This is a genomic window from Nocardia bovistercoris, assembly GCF_015674855.1.
Lineage (GTDB): Bacteria > Actinomycetota > Actinomycetes > Mycobacteriales > Mycobacteriaceae > Nocardia > Nocardia bovistercoris.
The window spans coordinates 21518-43477 of record NZ_JADMLG010000011.1; the positions used below are offsets into that span (position 1 = coordinate 21518).

The 21960-nt window shown below is 66.5% G+C and carries 26 protein-coding genes; 9 read left to right on the top strand and 17 right to left on the bottom strand.

Annotation, left to right across the window (positions count from 1 at the left end; translation table 11 throughout):
• Positions 1-18 precede the first annotated feature (18 nt).
• Positions 19-660 (bottom strand): nitroreductase family protein, encoded by a 642-nt coding sequence (locus IT779_RS24430; protein WP_196151747.1) that lies wholly within the window; start codon positions 658-660, stop codon positions 19-21.
• A gap of 172 nt (positions 661-832) precedes the next feature.
• On the opposite strand from IT779_RS24430, the gene IT779_RS24435 reads away from it, so the two are divergent.
• From IT779_RS24435 to IT779_RS24450, 4 genes are all read left to right on the top strand, one after another.
• Positions 833-1564: a TetR/AcrR family transcriptional regulator gene (locus tag IT779_RS24435; RefSeq protein WP_196151748.1), complete on the top strand. Its 732-nt coding sequence runs from the start codon at positions 833-835 to the stop codon at positions 1562-1564.
• A 4-nt stretch (positions 1565-1568) separates the two neighbouring features.
• Positions 1569-2282 (top strand): TetR/AcrR family transcriptional regulator C-terminal domain-containing protein, encoded by a 714-nt coding sequence (locus IT779_RS24440; protein ID WP_196151749.1) that lies wholly within the window; start codon positions 1569-1571, stop codon positions 2280-2282.
• 148 nt (positions 2283-2430) lie between these two features.
• Positions 2431-2709 (top strand): hypothetical protein, encoded by a 279-nt coding sequence (locus IT779_RS24445; RefSeq protein ID WP_196151750.1) that lies wholly within the window; start codon positions 2431-2433, stop codon positions 2707-2709.
• 36 nt (positions 2710-2745) lie between these two features.
• Entirely contained in the window at positions 2746-2952 is a 207-nt protein-coding gene (locus IT779_RS24450) for a hypothetical protein (RefSeq protein ID WP_196151751.1), read from the top strand.
• A 190-nt stretch (positions 2953-3142) separates the two neighbouring features.
• Here the strand turns inward: IT779_RS24450 and IT779_RS24455 are convergent, their stop codons facing one another.
• Positions 3143-3403 (bottom strand): hypothetical protein, encoded by a 261-nt coding sequence (locus tag IT779_RS24455; protein ID WP_196151752.1) that lies wholly within the window; start codon positions 3401-3403, stop codon positions 3143-3145.
• A 591-nt stretch (positions 3404-3994) separates the two neighbouring features.
• Between IT779_RS24455 and IT779_RS24460 the strand changes: the two genes are divergently transcribed.
• Complete coding sequence (locus IT779_RS24460; RefSeq protein ID WP_196151753.1) at positions 3995-4207, top strand: hypothetical protein; 213 nt, start codon at positions 3995-3997, stop codon at positions 4205-4207.
• Between the two features lie 297 nt (positions 4208-4504).
• Here the strand turns inward: IT779_RS24460 and IT779_RS24465 are convergent, their stop codons facing one another.
• The 5 genes from IT779_RS24465 to IT779_RS24485 form a co-directional block, all read right to left on the bottom strand.
• The gene (locus IT779_RS24465; RefSeq protein ID WP_196151754.1) at positions 4505-4984 is read right to left on the bottom strand and encodes a hypothetical protein; all 480 of its coding nucleotides are present in this window, start codon (positions 4982-4984) and stop codon (positions 4505-4507) included.
• Positions 4985-5037: 53 nt separating this feature from the next.
• Positions 5038-5838, bottom strand: a complete 801-nt coding sequence (locus IT779_RS24470; protein ID WP_196151755.1) for a hypothetical protein — start codon at positions 5836-5838, stop codon at positions 5038-5040.
• Positions 5835-6158, bottom strand: coding sequence for a hypothetical protein (locus IT779_RS24475; RefSeq protein ID WP_196151756.1), 324 nt, complete (start codon positions 6156-6158; stop codon positions 5835-5837). The genes IT779_RS24470 and IT779_RS24475 overlap by 4 nt, the downstream gene beginning before the upstream one ends.
• On the bottom strand, positions 6155-6793 hold the full coding sequence (locus IT779_RS24480; RefSeq protein ID WP_196151757.1) for a hypothetical protein: 639 nt from the start codon (positions 6791-6793) through the stop codon (positions 6155-6157). The genes IT779_RS24475 and IT779_RS24480 overlap by 4 nt, the downstream gene beginning before the upstream one ends.
• 127 nt (positions 6794-6920) lie before the next feature.
• The gene (locus IT779_RS24485; protein ID WP_196151758.1) at positions 6921-7937 is read right to left on the bottom strand and encodes a LysR family transcriptional regulator; all 1017 of its coding nucleotides are present in this window, start codon (positions 7935-7937) and stop codon (positions 6921-6923) included.
• A 253-nt stretch (positions 7938-8190) separates the two neighbouring features.
• Between IT779_RS24485 and IT779_RS24490 the strand changes: the two genes are divergently transcribed.
• A complete protein-coding gene (locus tag IT779_RS24490) occupies positions 8191-9447 on the top strand; it encodes an MFS transporter (RefSeq protein ID WP_196151759.1) in 1257 nt (418 codons plus the stop codon).
• Between the two features lie 4 nt (positions 9448-9451).
• On the opposite strand, the gene IT779_RS24495 is transcribed toward IT779_RS24490, so the two are convergent.
• The 8 genes from IT779_RS24495 to IT779_RS38870 form a co-directional block, all read right to left on the bottom strand.
• Complete coding sequence (locus tag IT779_RS24495; RefSeq protein ID WP_196151760.1) at positions 9452-10114, bottom strand: hypothetical protein; 663 nt, start codon at positions 10112-10114, stop codon at positions 9452-9454.
• A 133-nt stretch (positions 10115-10247) separates the two neighbouring features.
• On the bottom strand, positions 10248-11270 hold the full coding sequence (locus IT779_RS24500; RefSeq protein WP_408637791.1) for a fused (3R)-hydroxyacyl-ACP dehydratase subunits HadA/HadB: 1023 nt from the start codon (positions 11268-11270) through the stop codon (positions 10248-10250).
• Between the two features lie 147 nt (positions 11271-11417).
• Positions 11418-12641, bottom strand: coding sequence for a cytochrome P450 family protein (locus IT779_RS24505; protein ID WP_332838947.1), 1224 nt, complete (start codon positions 12639-12641; stop codon positions 11418-11420).
• Positions 12638-13909, bottom strand: coding sequence for a cytochrome P450 family protein (locus IT779_RS24510; RefSeq protein ID WP_332838948.1), 1272 nt, complete (start codon positions 13907-13909; stop codon positions 12638-12640). The genes IT779_RS24505 and IT779_RS24510 overlap by 4 nt, the downstream gene beginning before the upstream one ends.
• A complete protein-coding gene (locus tag IT779_RS24515) occupies positions 13906-14538 on the bottom strand; it encodes an ATP/GTP-binding protein (RefSeq protein WP_232542064.1) in 633 nt (210 codons plus the stop codon). The genes IT779_RS24510 and IT779_RS24515 overlap by 4 nt, the downstream gene beginning before the upstream one ends.
• Entirely contained in the window at positions 14519-14893 is a 375-nt protein-coding gene (locus IT779_RS24520) for a DUF742 domain-containing protein (protein WP_196151762.1), read from the bottom strand. The genes IT779_RS24515 and IT779_RS24520 overlap by 20 nt, the downstream gene beginning before the upstream one ends.
• A complete protein-coding gene (locus IT779_RS24525; protein WP_196151763.1) occupies positions 14890-15306 on the bottom strand; it encodes a roadblock/LC7 domain-containing protein in 417 nt (138 codons plus the stop codon). The genes IT779_RS24520 and IT779_RS24525 overlap by 4 nt, the downstream gene beginning before the upstream one ends.
• The gene (locus IT779_RS38870) at positions 15303-16577 is read right to left on the bottom strand and encodes a sensor histidine kinase (RefSeq protein WP_332838949.1); all 1275 of its coding nucleotides are present in this window, start codon (positions 16575-16577) and stop codon (positions 15303-15305) included. The genes IT779_RS24525 and IT779_RS38870 overlap by 4 nt, the downstream gene beginning before the upstream one ends.
• A gap of 518 nt (positions 16578-17095) precedes the next feature.
• Between IT779_RS38870 and IT779_RS24535 the strand changes: the two genes are divergently transcribed.
• Positions 17096-17812: a metal-dependent hydrolase gene (locus tag IT779_RS24535; protein ID WP_196151764.1), complete on the top strand. Its 717-nt coding sequence runs from the start codon at positions 17096-17098 to the stop codon at positions 17810-17812.
• A gap of 210 nt (positions 17813-18022) precedes the next feature.
• Positions 18023-19027, top strand: coding sequence for an SMP-30/gluconolactonase/LRE family protein (locus tag IT779_RS24540; RefSeq protein WP_232542065.1), 1005 nt, complete (start codon positions 18023-18025; stop codon positions 19025-19027).
• 51 nt (positions 19028-19078) lie between these two features.
• On the opposite strand, the gene IT779_RS24545 is transcribed toward IT779_RS24540, so the two are convergent.
• Positions 19079-19984: a cutinase family protein gene (locus IT779_RS24545; RefSeq protein WP_196151765.1), complete on the bottom strand. Its 906-nt coding sequence runs from the start codon at positions 19982-19984 to the stop codon at positions 19079-19081.
• Positions 19985-20522: 538 nt separating this feature from the next.
• Between IT779_RS24545 and IT779_RS24550 the strand changes: the two genes are divergently transcribed.
• Positions 20523-21320, top strand: a complete 798-nt coding sequence (locus tag IT779_RS24550) for a HugZ family pyridoxamine 5'-phosphate oxidase (protein ID WP_196151766.1) — start codon at positions 20523-20525, stop codon at positions 21318-21320.
• Positions 21321-21423: 103 nt separating this feature from the next.
• On the opposite strand, the gene IT779_RS24555 is transcribed toward IT779_RS24550, so the two are convergent.
• Entirely contained in the window at positions 21424-21960 is a 537-nt protein-coding gene (locus IT779_RS24555) for a hypothetical protein (protein WP_196151767.1), read from the bottom strand.

The following is a 21960-nucleotide window of genomic DNA, read 5'->3' on the forward strand; positions in this document are numbered from 1 at the left end:
TCGCGTTCGTCCCTACGTTCAGGCCGGGAAATAGGGCGCGCCGAATGTGTCGGCCGAGACGATCTCGTGGACGGGGGAGCGGGTCAACTTGGTCGGGAACCCTTCGGCCGGATAGCCGATCACCACGTGCGCGGCGGTGAGAAAACCCTCCGGAATGCCGAGCAGCTCCTTCACTTCGAGTTCACGCGCGCACAGCAACGTCGTCAACGCCGACGCCACCCCCTCGGCGCGCAACGCCAAGCACAGGTTCTGCACGGTCGGATAGATCGACCCGCCGCCGACCACCGACAACCGCCCGAGTTCGTGATCGGTGGGATGCAGCCCGGCCACCTCGGCGCACACCACAACGATCGCGGGCGCCGCGGCCAGATTCTCGGCGAAATAGTCGGCCTCGCGCACCGTCTTCGGCAACGCGCCGACATCGATCGTGCCGCCGACGACACCGGAAAGGTACTCCTTCCACAGCGGCAGATACAGATCCTGCAACGCCTGCTTGCGCCCCGCGTCGCGCACCACGATCCAACGCACCGGCTGCCGGTTACCGCCCTGAGGCGCGAACCGGGCGGCGTCGAAAGCCCGGCGCAGCACATCGTCGGGAACCGGGTCGGGCCGGAAGCGCCGACATGTCCCGACGGTACGCATCGCCTCGGTGAGTTCCATCTCCAACCTCTCTTCGCCAACTACCCGACCACACGAGCGACCCGCCGAAACCGTCACCGCCCGCGATCATCGTGCCCATTATCGGCGCGAACACCTCGAGCGTGCCGGCAAGCGATCGAACTCCGCAGAGCCGGAAACGATTTCACACCCAAGGTTACCGACCCACCAAAGCATGACCGAACCGGCCGAGGTTGTCGCCCCGACGCGCGCCCACGACCCCGAACCGGGGAAACTGGGAACCGTGACCGCACACAACGAGGTGAAGCCGCTCGAGCGAGCGACACGAACACGACTGCGCCGCGCCGACATCGTCTCCGCGTCGGCGAAGATCTTCGCCGCCGACGGCTACGCGGGCGTCGGCATGCGCGACATCGCCGAAGCCGTCGGCATCCGCGGCGCCAGCCTCTACCACCACTTCCCCTCCAAAGAGGACATCCTCTACGAGATCTGCCTCGCCGTCACCCGCGAACCCGTCGAGGAGAACCTGCCACTGCTCGACGCCGCTGGCACCCCGTCGCGGCGTCTGGCCGACCTGATCGCCGCCCACATCCGACACCTGCGCCGTCGCCGCCTCGAACACCTCGTCGCCCTGCACGAACGCGCCGCGCTCACCCCCGAACACCTCGCCACCATCGACGACTACCGCCAGTACTACCAACGCCGCGTGCAGGACGTACTCGCCGCGGGCGTGCGCTCGGGCGAATTCCGTTCCCTCGATACGAAACTCGCCGCCCTCGGCATCATGGACATGCTCAACGGAGTCAGCGGCTGGCTGCGCGGCGCCACCGACGACGACGTCCAGGACGTCGTCGACACCTACCGCACGTTGATCTTCGGCGGGCTGCGCGCACACGACGAAGCGGCGGAGTCCGGCGCGGCCGACGGCACGCAACCAATACATTGAGCACGTGAACTCCGACGACTTCGCACCCGCCGACCCCGAACGTCGCCCGCGCGGGCGACCACGGCAACTGAGCCTGGACCGGATCACCGCCGCCGCCCGCAAATTCTCGCCGAGGACGGTCACCATGCAGGCCGTCGCCGACGAACTCGGCGTCGACCCCAAAGCCCTCTACTATCACGTCCGCGACCGCGAGGGCCTACGCGAACTCGTCGCTCTCGACGTCTTCGAATCCGCGATGGCGAAAGTGGCGCTGCCACTGGACCGAAGCTGGCAGGACGTCGCGCGCAGCTACGCGCGCGCCCTGCGCGACGCTTTCGCCGAAGTCGGCTGGCAGGCGATCTCGGTACGCCGCCTCATGCCCGCCGTCCAAGGCCCCGCCACCCTGGTCGCCGTGGAACGGGTCCTGGAGGCACTCGTCGGCGCCGGATTCGACATCCCACGAGCCCGCGAAGCCCTCACCCTCATAGCCGACACCGGTTCCGCCGCGGGCCTGGCCGCGGTCATGCTCGCCGAATACGAAACCCACCCGAAAGTCCCCAGCCTCATCCGCGCCCTCGACGCCGCCCCCGACCGAGAACTCCCACTCCTGCGCGAAGTGGTGGCGGGCCGCGACGACAGCGACCAACTCGAATTCCAACTCGACGTGATCCTCGCCGGACTCGAACAACTCCTACCTTCCTCCGGCGAGGAATCCGCCCGCAATCCGCCGGAGTCCTGAAGACGGTCGCCGCAGCTCCGTAGACCCACAGCAACGTGTCAGGAAATCGAGTAGCAGCCTACTCACGCCGTCGCGTTCACCTTCGATGACGATGTATTCCGGTCGAATCGACCGCGGTCACATCGACCGATCGAGAAAGGTGACGATCATGGCAGCACGCTCAATCGGATGGGACACCGTTGCCGCGAACGGCAGCACCAGCTGGTTCATCCACGGGTTCACCAACAACGAGGCGGTGTCCTTCAGTATCGCGGTGTTCCCCGGCACCGGGGCAGGCGTTCCGAATCCGGTCGGCCACGCGGTATTGACCCAGGGCGAATCCTTCCAACACGTCGACGGCACGAAGGCCTACAAGATCTACATCCAGAACAAGGCGCCGTTCAATACGTGCAACGTCCACATCCTGGCTCAGGTCGAATCGATCTGACGACCCCGTTTCGAAATTGTCTGAAAGGTAATGGAGATGGCGAAACAACGAGCATTTGTCGTGTACGACGAGGTCGGCCGGATCGTCTCGATCGGCAGACCTTCCGAGGGCGTGGCCGCCGTCAAACTCGGCGGTGAAGGACAGTCGGTCCTGGAGACCGAAATCGACGAAGACGAAGTGAACGCCCTGATGAACGGATACGTCGACATCCAGCGCCGAGCGATTGTCCCGGAATCGTCCTGACCGGTGGGAGCCACGGGTGTCGGGGAACATCGGTTCACGAGGCGAACCTTTCCTTCGCACGCCCTGATACCCGGACTCACGCGGTGGGACGCAGTCGCGGGCGAGCCCGCAGAAGTCGATGTTCTCCGAGCGCGCCGGAGAACCGTGGGCGAACACCTCGTTCCATTTCTCGGCGATTACCACCGCAACCCTATCTGCCGTGCCTGGCGTCGAGATCGATGCGGATGCCGTCGGTTCGGGGAATCACGAGGACGCGTTCGCGTCCGGGTTTCCACTGCGTGGGAATCAAGTAATAGGCGTCCGCAGTTTGATGGAACAGCCGAATTCCGCTGTAGTAGAACCGATATTTCTCGCCGGGCACATCGATCTCCCTGGTTGCTCCATGGCCGTACATCACCGCCCGACGCCTGCGCTCGAAGTGGTCGGTGTCGACTCCGTTGTAGACGGCCACCGCGTTGTAGGCGGGTTGGTCGGCACGACGCTGGACGACGGGTTGGTCGGCATGGTGGTCGGGACAGTAGACGGCCCCGAGGTCGGATCCGGCTGGGACGTTGTGGGTAATAGCAACGTCGGTTTAGGGGGCGGTCCCGACACCGTTTGTGTGGGTGGGGACGACGTTTCCGAAGGCGCGGGCTCGGTGGAACCGACAAGGACAGATGTCGGCGACGAGGCCGCGTCGCCACGAACCCCAGCCTCCACCAACGCCGACCAACAACATCACCGGCAGCCAAGCACCAACCAGCCGACAGCGCATGTCGAACCGAAAACTGGTGCCTACTAGTCGGCTACGCCATATCCGCCCGATTTCGGCGAATGCTACGGCTTCCACTTCTCGATAGAGAGCCGAGATTTGTCACCGTGACGAATCGAACCAGAGGCTCGGGGGAGGCGGAGGGGAGTGGGTGGCATTCGAGATAGGCCCCAAAGAATGTGGGCCGTGAAACCCGGGTCTATATCACCGAGGCACCTCCGCATAGCGTTGTGGCCGCCACCCGAACAACGTTTCGATATCTCGGAAAAGTCATACCGGAAGGGAATCCCGATGAAACGATCGCTCGCCGCGGTCACCTTGACAGGCGCGCTGGCGCTGGCTCCGACAGTCACAGCGCACGCCGCCCCCGAACCGACCGCCACCGCGCCGATCGTCGAACCATGCGCCTCGGGAGACTGGTCACCCTTCTGCCGCCCCCTCACTCTGCTCGAGCAGCTCTCCAGCCTGCTGCAGTCCGGATCCTCCAGCCTTTCAGCGAATTGACGTCGCGCGCGCCCGATTCGATCGGCGACCTGCTCGAGCGCAGCCTGTCGATCGGCGCGCGGGGCTGTCATATACGTCACAGTGACATCAGTCGCGCTGAATGGATATGCGCATAAACCCGAATGAATCATCCACCTCGTAGCGTTCTCCGGAATCGACGCGACATGCGGAGGCTCGCAACTCGTTCCGGACCATCCTCGCCTTTCATCGGAACGAACAACGGTGCGGCAATCGGCGAACTCGCCACCGCCGCATCCGCGCCGATAATCAACATTATGTCAAGTTATCGTGGCGCACTTATTCGACGACGACTTCCCATGCCCCCACTTCCTCGGACGGGGCGCCGCTCCAGGGACGAGTTCGGAACGTCGCATCCCTGATCTTTGCCTGCTCCTCGATCTGCGGTCCTACGTCGGCGACATAGAGCGCGGCCGTTCGCGCACCGAGCGGGCTCGGCTTCAAGGCGCGTGCGATGTAGGTGGCGACCGGAACGAGCCCGGCCACATCGGCCGAGTCCGGTATGCAAATGTCCAGTGCAAGAACGACTTCGCCGGGATTGTGTTCGGCGGTGTTCATCCGTCCTGTGATCACCCGCGCTCGACTCGGTAGCCGCAAACCTTCCGCGAACATCGCGAACTCGGGATCGGCGATCGTCGCGGAACCCACGTGCGCGGCCTGATAGCAGGAAGGGTCGGCGGCTTCGGTCGGAATGGTAGGCACAGACTCGGTCCCGCTGTCACATCCTGTGATCGCCCCCGCCGCCACCACCGAAAGCATGAATACCGCTGTCGATCCCCGGCACCGAGTGGCCGATCGTGAACCGGGCGTCATCACCTCGCGACCTCCCATGCTTCGTCGCCTCGGTCGGTGACGCCGTCGTAGCTGTCGGCCTCGGATTGCGGCCAACGATTGTGCGGCACACCCCAGGGGTTATCGGAAAGATTGTCGAACTCGTTCGCGGCGATCATCTGCGAAGCCACACTCTTGACCATGGCGGAAATCAGGTCAGCGACGGTCTTGATGGTGTCGTTGAGCACCGCGACCAACTCCGGGGCACCCATATAGGTGAAGACGATACTTCCGGTTTGTTCGACCGCCGTAACCAACTTCGCCAACAGCCCAGTGATCTTATCGAACACCGTGATGTAGAGGTCAAGACCGGATTTCGCCAGGTCGAGCAGGTTGGTGTGCACCTTGTCGGTCAGCGACTCCATACCTGTCATGGCCTTCATCTGGTTGGCTCGCGCCGCGGCGAACTTGTTCTTCGCGGCACCCTTCCAGTAGCCTTCGATACTGACGGACTGATCGTCCTGTTCGCCGTACGCCTTTCGAATCGACGCTCCAACGGACTGCCAATCCGCGGCGTAGTCGATGAAGGAGAACGGGGCGGCGATACCATCAATGATCTGCTGAAACAGCTCGAAGAGATCCTGCAGTAGATCCTGGGCCTTATCTCGATATCCGGTGGCGAACTGGTACGCGGCCAACGCTCCAGCATTGAATATACCGGCGTTCCTGAGTCCGTCCACGGTATCGTTCAGTTTATCGGGCACCTGCTTCCACTCGTCGATCTTTGTTTCCAAATTATCGATTGCAGTGCGCAAGCTTTCCACCGAAACGAGATCGGTCATATCGAGAAGTCCATATCGACCGAGAGGTTCTGCGTCGATTTCGCGCGCTCGAGATCCTGCTCGTCGTAGCGTCCCGAAGCTATATGCAAAGATTTTCCTATCTCGGTCGCTTCCTGAGCGCCTTCACGCAGTCGATCCTGTATGTATTTCGCTGTTTCCGTGTACTTGCTCCACGGAATCTGGAAAAGTCCCATTTGCACGCGCGACACTTTCAGATCTTCGATCTGATCGGCAGCGCCGTTCAGATTTATTCGCACACCACTCGACCAAGCCCGCGACAGCTTGCTCAGACGTTCCACTTCCACACTGAAATCGGTCATGCCGTGTAGTCCTTGACCAATCGGTTGACGTGTTCGATCAGCCGCGCCCGGAGCTGATCATCGGACTCCCCCTCGAGAGCGGAGTCGACGTACAGGCGCGGTCTCTGCATACGGATCTGATCCGAACACGCGACAATATCGTGGGCAATGGTAAAAGCGTCGGCCGCTGCCGCCCACCGTGCATCGATCACTATCGATGTCAAGCCTGCGTTGTCGGCGCGCACAATCATCGCAGGCTGGTCGAACTCGTCCAACCCCAGGCCGTATGCCAGATACGAGCCTGCGCCGCACATGCCCAGATAGAGTTCGCGGTACTCCGCGTAATCTCGGGTACGCAATAACGTCGGAACCATGTCACGCAACCCGATTCCCGGATCCGGCGTGCGGCCGGAGGTGATCCGCCGGGTATTCTGCTCGAGCACAGCATAGAGGTAGGCGGTCATGATGGATTCGCCGTATTCGGTCGGGCCGAAGGCATCTTTCCAGCTCGGCTTGATGGTCATCGCCACCGGCAAGTTGTCCTCGCCTACCTCGACACCAACGAAAGACGATCTCTCCGGCAGCGTAGGATGACGGACTTCGCTGTCCGTTTCGTGACGGTTCACGCCACCAACCGACAACAGGTATCCCAGCACGAATACGATGAATACAAGCAGTCCCCCTCGGTTCAGAGATGCCGACCCGAATCCCCAGGCGTACCGGGGAATCCCCGTCCTCAGCCATACATGAGATCGGCATATCGAGATCCATCCAGAGGTGACCCTACTTCGGATACTCGGTCGCGGCAAGGCCACGATGAGGCGCCCCACGAACGCTTTCCGTGTACAGCACGTGGAAGAGTGAGCGATCTGCCATTGGAATCCAGCAGTCGGACGCGGTATCTCGGTTGTAGGTGTCGCGGAAGTAGGTGATCAGATGCGGTAGGGACGGGTGGGGGTTGGCGGTGCTCCAGAGTAGGGCGTGTGGATATGCGGGGGTCGGGTCGGTGATCGGGACTCTGCGGATGTGGGGATGCCAGGGAGTGAGGAAGCCTTCGCCGTGGAAGGTGGCGATGGTGGTGGAGGTGGCGATGTGGTCGAGTACGGCTTCGATGCCTTCGGGTTTCGGGGTGACGGGATCGGCGGTGACCGTGATGCCGGTGAATTCGCTCCATTCGCGGTAATAGTCGGTCCATTCCGATGGCACCGCCGAGCCGGGCACCCAGACCGGGTACGGGGTGATGTCGGTGGCACGCACCGAGACTCGGCCCGCCAGCGGATGGTCTTTGCCGACGAGCAGGTGCAGGGGTTCCACATACGCGGGGATGGCGGCGATCGCGGGCGGTAGCGGGTGTGGTCCCCCGGTGGGGCGGGCGAAGGCGGCGTCCGCGCGGCCCGCGAGCAGGGCGTCTCGGGAAGTGGCGAAGGCGGTGGAGATCACGATCTCGATGTCGGATTCGGGATGTCTCTGCAGGTAGTAATGCAGGGATTGGGAGGTCGACTGTCGTTCGCCGAGTACCGCTACGCGCAGTGGGCGCTGTTCGGTGCGTACCGAGGCGACCGTTTCCTCGGCGGCCGCCAGCAGCAGGCGGGCGTGGGGCAGCATCTTGGCGCCCGCCGCAGTGGGCTTTCCCGCTCGACCTCGGTCGAAGAGTTTCACCCCGAGCAGGTTCTCGAGTTTCGCGATCCGTTTGGAGACCGCTTGCTGGGTGATCCTCAGTTCCGTTGCCGCGTGGCTGAACTGTCCTTCGTCGACGGCGATCACGAAAGCTCGCACAGCCGCCAGATCGAGATCTGTCACCCCACACCTCCCGACTACACCGGTCGGTTGGGCATCATAGCGTCTCGATCGGCATGACTTCGAGGTGAACATACTTCTCCCCCAGGCTGTATGGGTCGGACGGTCGACGACCTCCGCACACAACGCCTGGTTGTGTCGAGGCGCGAATCGGTTGTTTGACTCCGACAGAGCGGGTCGGCTTCGATGCCGACGGCGCCGAGGAACGAAAACCTGCGGTCCAGGACCACACGGCGAGCAGCGGAACGGAGTCGGGATGCGGGACGGGCGGGCGTTGGGGTCGGGGTTCGAATGGTTGTGGGCCTCGTACGCGGTGAGCGCGTTCGGCACACGGCTGGCGTTCGACGCGTTCCCGTTGATCGCGATCCAAGTGCTGCACGTGGGGGCGGGTGCGGTGTCGGGGATGGCGGCCGCGGGGCTCGCGGTCGCGGCGGTGGTTGCGGTGCCGCTCGGGCCGTGGGTGGAGTTCCGACGGAAACGGTCGGTGATGATCGGGATGGATCTGGTGCGGTTCGCGGTGCTGGCGAGTGTTCCGGTGGCCTACTGGCTGGATCTGCTCGTGTTCGGGCATCTGGTGGTGGTCGCGGTCGTGGTCGGCGCCGCCGATATCGCGTTCACCGCGGCGAGCGGGGCGACGGTGAAAGCGTTGGTGCGCATGGAGGATCTGTTGCGCGCCAACGCACGGCTGGAGTCGACGAGTTGGACCGCGACCATGCTCGGGCCGCCGTTGGGTGGCGCGGCGGTGGGATTGTTCGGCCCGGTGACGACGGTGGTGGCCGATGCGGTGAGCTTCCTGCTGTCCGCGGCGGGCATCCGTGCGATCGGCGGGCGAGAACCTCGCCCGACCCGCTCCGCGGGCCAACGGCTGCGCGCCGCCGACCTGTTCGAGGGGTGGCGTCTCATCCTCGCTCACCCCGTGCTGCGGCCACTGTTCGCCAACGTGATCCTGGTCAACGGACTGATCATGGCGACCGCGCCACTACTGGCGGTCCTCATGCTCGGGCAGCTCGGATTCGCGCCGTGGCAGTACGGTCTCGCGTTCGCCGCGCCCTGCGTCGGCGGCCTGCTCGGCGCACGACTGGCTCGCCCGCTCACCGCTCTATTCGGTCTGCACCGGGTGATGGTCGTCGCGGGAGCTGCCCGCGCGTGCTGGCTGCTCGGCCTGGTGTTCGTCGGTCCCGGCGCGGCGGGCCTGATCCTGGTCATGGTGGTCGAACTGGGGCTGATCACCTGCAGCGCGGTGTTCAGCACGGTGTCGGTGACCTACCGTCTCGAGCAGGTCCCCGCCGATCGCGTCGCCCGCACCCTCGCCGCGTGGTCGATCTCGACGAAAGCGGGCATCGCGGCCATGACCGCCCTGTGGGGTGTGTTGGCCGCCCTCACCGGCCCGAGGCCCGCGATCGCTGTCGCAGGCGCGCTCATGCTCGCGACACCGCTGCTGCTCCCCCGCGACGAAAACCCGCTGGCACCGCGAAACCCGGAGCCGCTCACCGTGACTCACGACCGCACCTGACGGTTCAGGCGATCTCGAAGACCAACGCTTCCGGATCGGCGCCCGACTCCTGCACCACGGCCGCATTGCGAAACAGTCGCCGATCGCGATCGTCGCGCGCGGCATCGGAGGCGGACGTGATCCGGCACAGTTCGGCCGCGGCGGTCCAGTCCCGGCGCGCCGCCGCGGCCTCGAACTCCGGCAGCGAGAACTTCGGCCCCATCGCCCACCCCATGCTCAACAGACCGAGCTGGGCGTCGGCGGGCCAGGAATCGAACTCGGCGAACGGGGCCCGACCGCGCAGCACGTGTTCGAGTTCGGCGAGTCTGCCGATCAACAGTTCATCGATGACGTCTTCGCTCAACCGCAGCTTCGTGAACGTCTCGAACTGTTCGCAGCCGCGCGGCACCAGATCCAGCCGCGCCTTCACCAGATCCCATTCGGCGTCGATATCGACCTCAGAAGCGGGCGGCCCGTCGACGCCCAGACGCCAGTCCAGGGCACGCGCGATCTCGTGTGACCGCGCGCGCTCCCCCGCGCTCGGCTCCGACCTCGGCGCGCGACAGGCGTCGAGCAGATAGCCGATTCCGGTGCGGACCGCACCGGAATCGTCGAGGTACATCCACGGGACCCGGCCCGCCAACGGCACGGTGAACGCTTCCCATGCGATACGGACCTCGTCCTTCACTACCGATCTCCTCTGCGTCGTGCCTGTGGCCTGCGTCGATGTCGCGCCTCACACTAGCGAGTGGATACCGACAGACAACGGACCCGACGGCGGCCAGTCACGAACGAACGAGAGTTGCCGCGGCGCCGGACGGTCAGCGGAACCCGAGAGTGGCGGTCGCCAAACCGAAGATCTTGCGGCCGCCGGACTTCGCCACGATCGCCACGACCGCGCTGCGCGTGTCGGCATCCAGCGACTTGACACGGCCGCTGTATTCGACGAGGCCGCCTTGCCGCGCGTCCACCAGCGTGTAGTTCGACAACCGCACTCCGTAGCGGGTGAGCGCGCCGGGATCGCCGGACCACGACGACACGAAACCCACCCCCAAACCCATGGTCAGCATTCCGTGGGCGATCACGCCGGGCAGGCCCGCGAGTTCGGCGATGTGGTCGTTCCAGTGGATCGGGTTGCCGTCGCCGGAGACACCGGCGTAGTTGACCAGATCGCCTCGGGAGATGCGCGTGTCACGCAACGGCAGTTCCAGTCCCACGCTCAGATCCTCGAACCGCAGGTCCGTGGCGAACGTCCGGTCGGCGCCCCCCACCCGGATCTCGCCATCGGGACGCGGCGTCCGTTCGTGCCGCGACTCCTCCCCGCCGCGCCCGAGGATGTTCACCCCGTGCACCATGACGTTGTTCACCGCCTCGGTGATGGCGGGATCGACTTCCTCGCCGGTCACCCCGACGACCGTCGTGTGCATGGTGTGCACGACCTCACCGGCCTCGTCGGTGAAGGTGTTGGTGACGGTGATCAGGTCCTTGCCCCCGATCCGGCGCACCGAGGACAGCTCGACGTCGGTGACCAGCCGGTCCCCCGCCACGATCGGCCGATGCTGTTCGAACACCTGCTCGGTCTGCACGAACATGTCGTAGCCGACCACCACCGTTTCGAACAGCGTGTGGTTGGCCGCCATCGCCGGGATCGACGTGAACGTCAGGGGCGCCAGGAGCCCCGAATAGCCCAGCGCGGCGGCCTCGTCCTCGTCCCAGTGCGCCGGATGCCGGTCCTGCACGGCGCGCGCGTACTCGCGGATCTTCTCCCGGCCGACGTCGAAGGTTCCGTCCACCTTGTAGTAATGACCCACGTACGACGCGACATCGGGTGCTGCGTCGACCACCGAACTCACCGTGAAACTACCTCTCGTGTGCGGGATATGCGACCGGGGCAGGATATCGGAAACCCTGTCGCGGTGAACCCGTCACGTGTCGGCCCTGGCGGGTCCACGACGCATCGCGGGTGTCGGTTGTGAGATCACACCGACCGGTCAGCCGTGCAACCGAATCGGGAACCCCGCCAGATCGTTCTGGGTCAGCACCGGCAGATTCCGGATCTCCGCCACCGGGACCGCCAGGCTCAGCTTCGGGAACCGCTCGAACAACGCGGGCAGCGCGATACCGGCCTCCAGGCGGGCCAGCGCCGCGCCGGGGCAGATGTGCGGGCCGTGCCCGAAGGTGATGTGCCGGTTCGCGGTGGGGCGGGTGATGTCGAACTCGCCCGCGTCGGCGCCGTGCACCGCGCAGTCCCGGCCGATCGCGCGATAGGACATGACCACGCCTTCGCCCTTGCCGATGGTGACACCGTCGACGGTGATGTCCTCGGTGGCGAAACGCATCAGCAGATGCGTCACCGGCCCGTCCCAGCGCAGCGTTTCCTCCACCGCCGCTTCCCAGCTCACATTCCCCGACCGGATCTCGGCCAGCTGATCGGTGTTGGTGAGCAGGGCGCGCACCGCGCTCAGGATCAAGCCGATCGTCGTCTCGTGCCCGGCCGCGACCAACGCTTTCAGGTTGCCGATGACCTCCTCCTCGGTCAACGGCTCACCACCGTCGGTGGCCTGGATGAGCGCGGTGGTGAGGTCGTCGGACGGCGCGGCGGTCTTGCGGCGCACCAGATCGGTGAAATACGCGTCGAGATCATCGATGATCCGCAGCCGCTCGTCCTGCGGGGTCAGCAGCGAGAAGAACGCCTTGTACCAGGTCAGCAGCATCTCGTGGTCGGCGCGGTCCACACCCATCAGCTGACTGACCACCCGCATCGGCAGCGGATAGGCGAAGATCGCCTTCAGGTCGACGACCTCGCCGTCCGCACCCGCCCGCTCCAGATCGTCGAGCAGTTCCTCGGTCATCCGCTCGATATCCGGACGCAACGCGTCAAGTCTGCGCTTCGTCAACGCCTGGGTGGTCTTGATCCGCAACCGACGATGCTCGGCGCCGTCCACAGTGAACATCGACCGGCCCGCGTCGATCATCCCGATCAACGGCCACTGCCTGGTCACCGTGCCGTCCTGCCACAGCGACCACGCGTCGATGCCCTTCACCAGCCGCGGGTCGACCAACAGTTGGCGGGCCAGCCCGTGCCTGGTCACCGTCCACGCGGGCACCCCGAGCAGTTCGATGCGGGTCAGCGGGTCGGCCGCGACCAGATGCGCGGTCTCCCCCGCCAGATCGGCGACCATCGGGTCGATGACGAGGGGTTGGGCGTGCGTCACGGGGTACCTCCAACAGCTCGAACCGGGGTGAATCGGACGGGAAGCGATGTCATGCCGCGCAGGAACGCCGAAGGTCGCCGCACCAGCGTCTGCGCGGGCACCGCGAGGTCGATATCGGGCAGGCGGTCCAGCAAGATCTCGATCCCCGTGCGCGCGATGATCTCCGCGATCTGCTGCGCCGGGAACGGACACCGATATTCACCGTGCGAGAACGCGAAATGCGCGCAGTTACCACTGTAGGCCGGTTCCACCGAATCCGAAGCATGTTGGCGCACATGCGGATCCGCGTTGGCGGCGGCGAGACCCAACAGCAGCATGTCGCCGCGGCGAATCACCTTCTCGCCCAAACGGGTGTCCCTGGCCGCCCAGCGGCCCGCCAGGATCTGGGTCGGCGTGTCCTCCCACAACACCTCGTTCATCGCCTGCCCGACACTGTGGCGGCCGCCGCCGAGCGCGGCAGCGAACCGGTCGTCGGTCAACATCAGGCGCACCGAATTGCCGATCCAGTCCGAGGTCGGTAGATGTCCGGCCGCGGTCACCGCCATCAGATCCAGCACGTATTCCTCGTCGCTGAACCCGCCGTGCGCCAACATCCGCGACACCAGATTGTCCGCGGGCGGACGCGCCTTCGTGTTGGCCACCAGGCTCTGCATGTGCCCGTAGAACTGGGCGTACCCCAGCTGCGCGTCGGCGCCGCCGTCGGCGAGGGTCTTCATGGTCCACGCCAGCTGCGCGCCGTCCTCGTCCGGGAAACCCAGAATCCGGGCCAACGCCAACACCGGCAGCGGCACCGCGTACTCGGAGACGAGTTCGACCTCGCCCTTCCCGCAGAACCCGTCGATCAGCCGGTCCGCCAGATCCTCACAGAAACGCCGCAATTCGAACGGATCCACCGCATCCAACGCCGGTTCGACCATCGCCACGTGCCGACGGTGCTCGGCGCCCGCGGTGAAATAGATCGACGGCATCGGCTGCCCGACCATCGGCCGCAACGGCCAGTCCTCCGGCACGTTCGGCCACTGATTCCACATGCTGACATCGCGCGGGAACAACTCGGGATCGCTGGTCACCTGATGCATCTCGCGGTAACCGATGACCAGCCACGCCGGGAAGCCGCCCGGCAGCTCCACCGCAACCACGGGGCCGTGCTCGCGTCGCATGTCCTGGTAGAGCCGCTGCGGATCGATATGGAAACCGGGCCCGCTCAATGGAACCGGCGTGCCATCGGGAGTGATGTCCCCGAAATGGGTGGTCTGCGACCGGGTCACGACAGCACCGCCGCTCCGCCGACCGTCCACGAGCGCGCGCCGCGCGAGAACAGATGCTCCACCAACGTGATCAACACATCCCGACTCGACCCCCGCGAACGCGCGTCGCACTCCATCAACGGCACATGCGCGTCCAGATCCAACGCGTCCCGGATCCGATCCGGATGGAAAGCGCCGCCGAAATTGTTGCACGCCACCACGAACGGCACCCGCTGATGTTCGAGCCGGTCGATCGCGTACCAGGAATCGGATATCCGCAGCGGATCCAGCAACACGATCGCACCCAGCGCGCCGCTGAACAGCCGATCCCACAGGAACCAGAACCGTTCCTGCCCCGGCGCGCCGAACAGATACAGCACATGCTCGGCGTCGATGCTGATCCGGCCGAAATCGAAAGCGACCGTGGTCGTCGTCTTCCCGGTCACGCCGGTCAGGTCGTCGACGCGCAGACCCTCCTGGGTCATGGTGGCCTCGGTGTCGAGCGGGCGGATCTCGCTCACCGAACGGACCATCGTGGTCTTGCCGACCCCGAATCCGCCGACGATGACGATCTTCAACGCCCGCCGCGTTTCGGCGTGCAGCGGCGCGTCGGCGCGCTCCGGGCGTGGGTCAGAGGCTGCGAAGTCCAACAAGCACCTTCTCGAGGGTGGTGGTGTCCGGCATCGCGGTCCAGGGCGCACCGGGCTCGCCGGGATCGGCCACGGTCGGATGACGCACGGTGATCTTGCCCGCGTGCAACAGATCCGAGAGCAGGATCGTGGTGATGCCGACGGGGATTCGTAATTCGGCGGCGATCTCGACCACCGCGGTCGGAGCACGGCACATGGTGAGGATGGCCGCCTGCTCCGAACTCATGCCCGACGTCGGCTCGGACTCGCTGACGACGAGGGTGACCAGGTCGAACCGATCGAAATCGGGTCGGCTGCGGCCACCGGTGAGGGTGTAGAGCCTGTCGGGATCGTCGTCGCGGCCGGGTCTGCTCACGACACTCTCGCCTCGCCGACCCGCGGCGAAGTGGCCAAATGGTCGGAGAGCTGCTCGACCAGCTCCCGCATGTTGTGCCCGACCAAGCCCGCGTCGGCGTCCTCGCTCGCGACCACCGCGATATGCGCGCCCATACCCGCGTCCACGATGAACAGGATGCCGCCGTAGAACTCGGTCATCGACTGCCGCACACCGGAACGTCCGTCGCCGAACTCGATGGACGCGCCGTGCGCCAGGCTCTGGATGCCCGCCGAGATCGCGGCGAGCTGATCGGCGTTGTCCTCGGTGAGCCGCTCGGTGTGGCACATCTTCAGACCGTCGCTGGACAGCAGCAGCGCGTGGCGGGTGCCCGGGGTGCGGGCAAGCAGTTGTTCGAGCAGCCAACTGAGCTCGGCGGTCGCGTAAGTTGTCATCGATCGGTCTCCAGAGCGGCGGACGGGGTGGGAACGGCGGACTCGCCGCCCTTGATCGCACGCTGGAACGCGCCGAGCGCGGCGGAGTTCGCGGGTGCGGACGACGCGTCGACGTCTTTGCCGACGCCGAGGCCTTCGGGATGGACGGCCGCGAAGGTGCTGCCGCGGCGACGTTTCGGCAGTTCGGCGCCGGTCGACGCGGTGGCGGCGACGGGCACGGGCTGCGCCGCCCGTGCGGCGGCCAGCGCCTTCGGCGCGGGCGGGGTGATCGGCGGCTCGATCACGGAGTTGTCGACACGGGTGGTCAGATCACGCGGGATCACCACGACCACGGCCGTGCCGCCGATCGCCGACGGACGATACGAGACGGTCAGACCGTGTTTGCGGGCCAGATAGCCCACCACGGCCAACCCGAGTCGGGTGCCGGACAGCGTCGACAGGTCCGGCGCGGTGGTGACCCGCTCCCCCGCTGGACTCGCGCTCACCGCGGTCTCCGCGCGCCGCAGCGCCGACTCGCTCATGACCAGGCCGCTGTCCTCGATGGTGATCACCACGCCCGCGGGCACCTCGGCCGCGTACAGGTGCACCTCGGTGGTGGGCGGCGAGAAGTTGCAGGCGTTGTCGATCAACTCCGCGAGCGCGTGCATGACGGCCTCGGCGGCGTGGCCGGCGATCGCGATATTGGCCACCGCGCGCAACCGCACCCGCTGATAGCCCGCGACCCGACCCATCGCGCCGCGCAGAATCGATTGCATGGCAATGGGTTTGGCCCACCGCCTACCCGAGCGCGCGCCGCTGAGCACCGCGATGCTGTCGGCGAGCCTGCCCGCCTGGGCGGTGCGGTGGTCCAATTGGAGCAGATCGGCCAGCACGTCGGGGTCCGAATGCCGGTTCTCCATCTCGCGCAGTTCGGCGAGCATGCTCGTGGTCATGGCCTGCATGCGGCCCGCCGCGCCCGCGAACGCGGCCATCGCGGCGACGCGACGGCTCTCGCTCGAACTCGCCTGCGACCGCTGCTGCGTGGAGGTCTCCTGCATCGCGGCGAGCTGCCCGCGCAGGTCGAAGGTGGTGGCGTCGACGTATTCCTGTGCCGCGACGCGAATATGCTGTTCCTGGGCGCCCGCGTCGATCGCGGCGCGCCGGAAGTACACGGCGGCCGATACCGCGACGCTGAGCACCACCGACGTCGTGCCCGCTCCGATACTCAACGGAATTCGGAAGTCGTCGGGCGCGTAGAACACCGCGGCCGCCGAACCGCCGGAGGTCGCCACCAGGGTCGTCCACCACGTTATGTGCGGAAACCGCGGCTTGGTGCGCCGCGGCGATTCCGAATTACCGTCATCCGAGCGTTTCGATGACTGCGACAAATCCGTACTACCATCCTCGCGTGTTCGTCAGCAGGGAAAATGCAGAGTTTTCCCTGAATCTCCCGACACACTGTTCACCCACGTCAAATGCACGGACCGGCAAGCGGTTTCGACCCAAGGTCGGGTTATCGGGTCATGAGCATAGCGCTAGCGGGCCGCACCCGCGAGTCCGACTTCGTTTCAATGTCTCACCTGGCATTTCACGATCGGTCGACCCGCGGGTGCGCGCCGCGAGTTCGGCGACGGCCTCCGATATCGGAGGCCGACCGCTCGGCGGTGGCGCGAAACGTCGCCCTTCGCAATACAACAGCGCACAGCCGTTCGCTGGTGATCTTGATTACACCGCGAGTACTACAGTGTGCCAACGCTATTCGAATATCCCGCGGATAGGTTCCGAGCTTTCCTCGAGCTAACGTGGATCGGTGCTCGGACATTCGCATGCGACCAGCGGCGCGCTGGCCTGGTCGGCGGCAGCGGTGGCGCTGCCCGTCACCGTATTGACCTATCCCGCCGTACAAGCGGGCGTCGCGCACCTGGGGCCGGTCGACCTCGTCCTCGGCGCTCTGCTCACGGCGGGCGCCGCGCTCCTGCCCGACGCCGACCACCCCAACAGCTCGATCGCGCACGTCCTCGGCCCCGTCTCCTACCTGGCGTGCACCATCATCTCCAAAGCCGCGGGTGGACACCGCAAAGCGACCCACTCGCTCGCCTTCGTCGCCGCCGTCACCTACGGCACCTGGGCCGGTGTGCACTGGCTCGGCAAACCGTTCACCCTCGCGTTGGTCTTCTTCCTCCTCGCCCTCGCCGTGCGCGCCCTGCACCTGTGCCCCGGCGGCGACGGCGCCCGGTCCTGGGGCACCGTCGTCGTTCTCGCCGCGTCGGGCACCTTCGTCATGGACCACTGGCTCGCCGACAAACCGTCCTGGCTACCGTTCGCCGTCGGGCTCGGATCACTGGCGCACATCCTCGGCGACTGCCTCACCGACCGAGGGTGCCGACTCTTCTGGCCGCTCGATACCCGCGTGCGACTCCCGATCATCGAACGGACCGGGAATTTCGTCGAGACCTGGGTCATTTCCCCGCTGTTCGTGGTGGGCACGCTCGCGGTGCTCTGGTACGCGATTACCCGTCAACCCTGAGACGACCGCAGCGCGCATAAGTGCTAGAGCCCCGCAGAGCCGCAGGGGCTTCCGTACGTCTATAGCTTCTTTTGAAGTGTGAGCTGCATGTTTGTGTTTACAACAGTGGTGATGAGAAGACATAGTTAGATGCGCATATCTACGTATCGAGATGTGTAATCAGGAGGATTCCCGCCCGTTGCCGATGAACCCGGCGCTAGTCTGAGCCACATGCGCTCCGGATCCTCGATGCAACCGCAACGCTGGTCTCCCCCGACCGCCACCGCGCGGGTCCACGCCGAGAGCAGCACACCTCCCCTGCCCCCGATCCGCCGACTCGAGCTGCCCGGCGCGGGCCCGGAGGACGTTGTCCGCTCCCCCGACGGCACGCTCATCGCCGGCATCAAGGATGGTTCGATACTGCGGATCGACCCGGACGGCGGGTCCGTGACCACGCTGGCGAACACCGGCGGACGCCCGCTCGGACTGCACGCCGACGCCGACGGGCGCGTCCTGATCTGCGATTTCGAACGCGGACTGCTGGAACTGCGCCCCGACGGCACGCTCGAAGTGCTCGTCGACGAAGTGGACGGCGAACGTCTCACCTTCGCCAGCAATGTGGTGCGCGATTCCGACGGCACGATCTACTTCTCGACCTCGACTCGCCGCTATTCGCTGGACGAATACATGGGCGATCTGCTGGAACATTCGGCCACGGGACGACTGCTGCGGCGCTCGCCCGACGGCGAGGTCGAGACATTGCTCGACGGGCTGTCCTTCGCCAACGGCGTGGTCCTCGCGCCGGACCGTAGTTGTGTGCTGGTAGCCGAGACCGGCGCCTATCGAGTGACCCGATACCGGCTCACCGGACCGCGGGCGGGCGCGACCGATGTACTCGTCGACAACCTGCCCGGCTTTCCCGACAATATGGCCCTCGGCAGCGACGGCCTGGTGTGGATCGCCGTGCCCGCGCCGCGCGATCCGCTGTTGGATCGACTGCTGCCGCTGCCCGGAGTGTTGCGCCGGGCGGTGTGGGCGCTGCCCGAGTGGGCGCGGCCGAAGCCGAAGCGGACCGTATGGGTTGTCGCGGTGGACTTCGACGGCGCCGTCGTGCACGACCTGCAACGGCCCGGCGCCGATTTCGCGATGGCGACCGGCGTGGTCGAGCACGACGGAACGCTGTATCTCGGCAGTCTCACCGAGCAGGCCGTCGCCGTGACGAACGTGCCGTCCTGAGTCCGCGAACGCGATTGCGGCCGACGGCTGTCGTCCGTCGGCCCGCACCGGTCAGCGTGTCACGTCGACGAGGCGCTGGCGCAGCCAGGTGATCGGGGTGGCTCCGCCGCCGACCGCGTAGTTCGGATAGCTCTGGTGGATGCCGGATTTGACGAAGTCGTCGATCTGACGCCTGCGCTGTTCGTAGGCGGTGTTGTTCAGCTGGTCGGAGAGCAGTCCGATGCCGCCCGCGGCGAGCACGTCGCCGAGCAGGGCGCCCGCCTGCTGCTGGTAGTCGCCGATCTTGGTGGGGTCGGGATTCGACAATTGGGCGGCCAGGCCCGCGATCCGTCCGGCGAAGTCGCCGCTCGGCATCGAGCAGTACAGGTCGCCGACGGCGCAGAAGGTGTAGGTCTGCGGACTGACCCAGCCGAAAGCGCCGATGCGCGGGCCGCCCGCGCCCGCGCCGACGACGGCCGGGCCGACGAGGTTGTCGGTGGGTGAGCGTTTGGGGTCGGAGATCAGGCCGACGAGTGCGACCTGCGCGGGCGCGGCGGGTCCGAGTCCGGTGCCGATCTCGGCGGCGACGTCGCCCGCGGCGTCGGCGCCCTGGCTGTAGCCGAGCAGCACGATCCTGGTGCCCGCGCATTCGCGCGCCATGGCGGCGACGAGTCCGCGGGTGCGGTCGGTGGCTTCGGCCTTGGAACGGCCGTACACTTCGCCCTCCCAGGGGAAGGCCGTGGCCGCGTAGTGGACGTAGTCGGTGCGCACGTCGCCGCGCAGGTTGTCGGTGATCATGGCGAGCATGCCCTGCTCCGGCTCGGAGTTGGACGTCTCCCAGGTGCCAGGCACCGCGACGACATAGGTGCCAGGACATTGCGGCGCCGCGTTCGCGACCGCCGCGCCGTCGAAGTGTGCCACCGCGGCCGCCATCGCGGCGGCGCAGGCGACCGTGCCGATCTTGCGTCGTGTGAACATGGGTTCTCCGTGTCTTCGCCGCCGGGAGGCGCCTGACGGCGATCCACGGTCGGTACGGGCGGATGGGGCGCCTCACACCGGGCTCAACGACTTTGCTGCGCCAGAATTCTTAGTAACATACAGGAAATGAGGCGAGTTCGCGGACGTTCTTCGATACGACAATAGTGCCCAACACCTGCCGTACTCAAAACTCGACGCACGGTGACAACCCCCGTTGACCTGCCGTTGTTTCGCTTTCAGTGAGGGAAACACGGTACGGGCTGTCGGCACGCCCTCCGCCCGCTCCTCGAGCGGAGGGCCGCACCTCCGTGCCGACGGCGAACCTTCGGCCACATCGAAATTCTCGATAACTTATGTGCGCGTTCGCCTCATCACGCCGCCGGTTGCGGCACGGGCACACAAGAGTGACAGGAAACTTCGGCCCTGACGTGACGAGCTTCGACCACGTGTCGGGACACCGAAATCGCGGTGTCGTGCCCCGGTGCGACAATCGACGGCAGCCGCCGGGCGCGCGCCCGGCCGAACCTAGGATTGACAGATGACTCTCGATCATGGGGACCCCGGCGACGCGCCGTCCATCCCGGCTCCGACCGCCGAGGTGCTGAATCCGGCCCGCCCGTCGGCCGCCGAGGAGGCCAGAACCGTTGCGGCGTCGACGAATACCGCGACCTTGGCGAGCCTGAGCGAGGACGGCACGCCGTGGGCCTCCTTCGTCACCTTCGGCCTGTTGGACGGGCAGCCGGTGCTGTGCGTGTCGCGGATGGCCGAACACGGCCGCAACCTCGACGCCGACCCGCGCGCGAGTATCGCGGTGGTCGAACCGAATCCGCCCGCCGACCCGTTGGCGGGCACCAGGATCACCCTCGCCGGCGTGGCGGAACGTCCGGAGGGCGCGGAGGCCGAGGCGGCGCGCGCGGCGCATCTCGCGGCGGTCCCGGCGGCGAAGTACTACATCGACTACAGCGATTTCTCGCTGTGGGTGCTGCGCGTGCGGCGCATCAGGTGGGTCGGCGGATACGGCCGGATGGATTCGGCCACCGCCGAACAGTACGCGGCGGCCGCGCCCGACCCGGTGTCGCCGCACGCGGCGGGCGCGATCGAGCACTTGAACGCCGACCACGCGGACTCGCTGGCCGCCATGGCGCGCGTACTCGGCGGCTACCCCGACGCCACCGCCGCGCAGTGCGAACGCGCCGACCGCTACGGACTCGACCTGCGCGTCACCACACCGCGCGGGGTCGCGCGCACCAGGGTCGGCTACGCGGAGCGCATCGACGCGATCGACGAACTCCGCGCGGCGACGGTGACATTGGCGCGCCGCGCTCGCGAGAGCTGACTCCGGTCCGGGCGCGGCGCCGCGTCGATGGCCGACACGGCCGCCCCGCGCTGATCGAGGTGCGGAGTTCCGGCGACATCCGCCGCCTACTTCCGCGACGTCGTCAGTGTGTCAGCGCGACCTTCACCGCGACCACCGTCGCGGCGGCGACGGTGAGCAGGACCGCCGCCACCACCGTCGCGCGGGACAGCCGCTCGCCGCGCAGCCTGCGTATCACGAAGACGATCCCGCCGATGCGGACCAGGATCACCGCTTCGGCGAGCAGTTGCGCGGTGCGCGGTGCGACCCAGTCGCCCAAGGTGGTCGCGAGCACGGCGCAGGGCAGCAGGGCCGAGGTGAGGATCGGGACGGAGTTGCGCAGTTCGCGCACGCGTTCCGCGCGGGTCGGCGCGGCGTCGTCCTGCACGGTGCGACCGACGGTCTCGGCGAAGACGTGGGCGATGAAGGTCGACAGCGCGGTGCCGAGCACGATGAATATGCCCACGTAGGTGTCGGTGGTGACGATCGGCACGAGCGCGGCGAGCACCAGGACGTTGCCGTAGATGTAGGCGCTGATCCTGGCCGCGGCGTTGGCGCGGTCGAGGGGCGCGCCTCCGGCGTAGAGCGGTCCGTGCAGGAAGGTTTCGGCGTCGGTGTCCAT

Excerpts from the sequence above, each read along its gene's own strand:
- IT779_RS24550 (WP_196151766.1), top strand. The coding sequence starts at position 20,523 with ATGACTCTCGATCATGGGGACCCCGGCGACGCGCCGTCCATCCCGGCT.
- IT779_RS24475 (WP_196151756.1), bottom strand. The coding sequence starts at position 6,158 with ATGACCGATTTCAGTGTGGAAGTGGAACGTCTGAGCAAGCTGTCGCGG.
- IT779_RS24525 (WP_196151763.1), bottom strand. The coding sequence starts at position 15,306 with ATGACAACTTACGCGACCGCCGAGCTCAGTTGGCTGCTCGAACAACTG.
- IT779_RS24470 (WP_196151755.1), bottom strand. The coding sequence starts at position 5,838 with ATGACCGATCTCGTTTCGGTGGAAAGCTTGCGCACTGCAATCGATAAT.
- IT779_RS24555 (WP_196151767.1), bottom strand. The coding sequence starts at position 21,960 with ATGGACACCGACGCCGAAACCTTCCTGCACGGACCGCTCTACGCCGGA.
- IT779_RS24545 (WP_196151765.1), bottom strand. The coding sequence starts at position 19,984 with ATGTTCACACGACGCAAGATCGGCACGGTCGCCTGCGCCGCCGCGATG.
- IT779_RS24460 (WP_196151753.1), top strand. The coding sequence starts at position 3,995 with ATGAAACGATCGCTCGCCGCGGTCACCTTGACAGGCGCGCTGGCGCTG.
- IT779_RS24430 (WP_196151747.1), bottom strand. The coding sequence starts at position 660 with ATGGAACTCACCGAGGCGATGCGTACCGTCGGGACATGTCGGCGCTTC.
- IT779_RS24540 (WP_232542065.1), top strand. The coding sequence starts at position 18,023 with ATGCGCTCCGGATCCTCGATGCAACCGCAACGCTGGTCTCCCCCGACC.
- IT779_RS24450 (WP_196151751.1), top strand. The coding sequence starts at position 2,746 with ATGGCGAAACAACGAGCATTTGTCGTGTACGACGAGGTCGGCCGGATC.
- IT779_RS24490 (WP_196151759.1), top strand. The coding sequence starts at position 8,191 with ATGCGGGACGGGCGGGCGTTGGGGTCGGGGTTCGAATGGTTGTGGGCC.
- IT779_RS24435 (WP_196151748.1), top strand. The coding sequence starts at position 833 with ATGACCGAACCGGCCGAGGTTGTCGCCCCGACGCGCGCCCACGACCCC.
- IT779_RS24465 (WP_196151754.1), bottom strand. The coding sequence starts at position 4,984 with ATGCTTTCGGTGGTGGCGGCGGGGGCGATCACAGGATGTGACAGCGGG.
- IT779_RS24445 (WP_196151750.1), top strand. The coding sequence starts at position 2,431 with ATGGCAGCACGCTCAATCGGATGGGACACCGTTGCCGCGAACGGCAGC.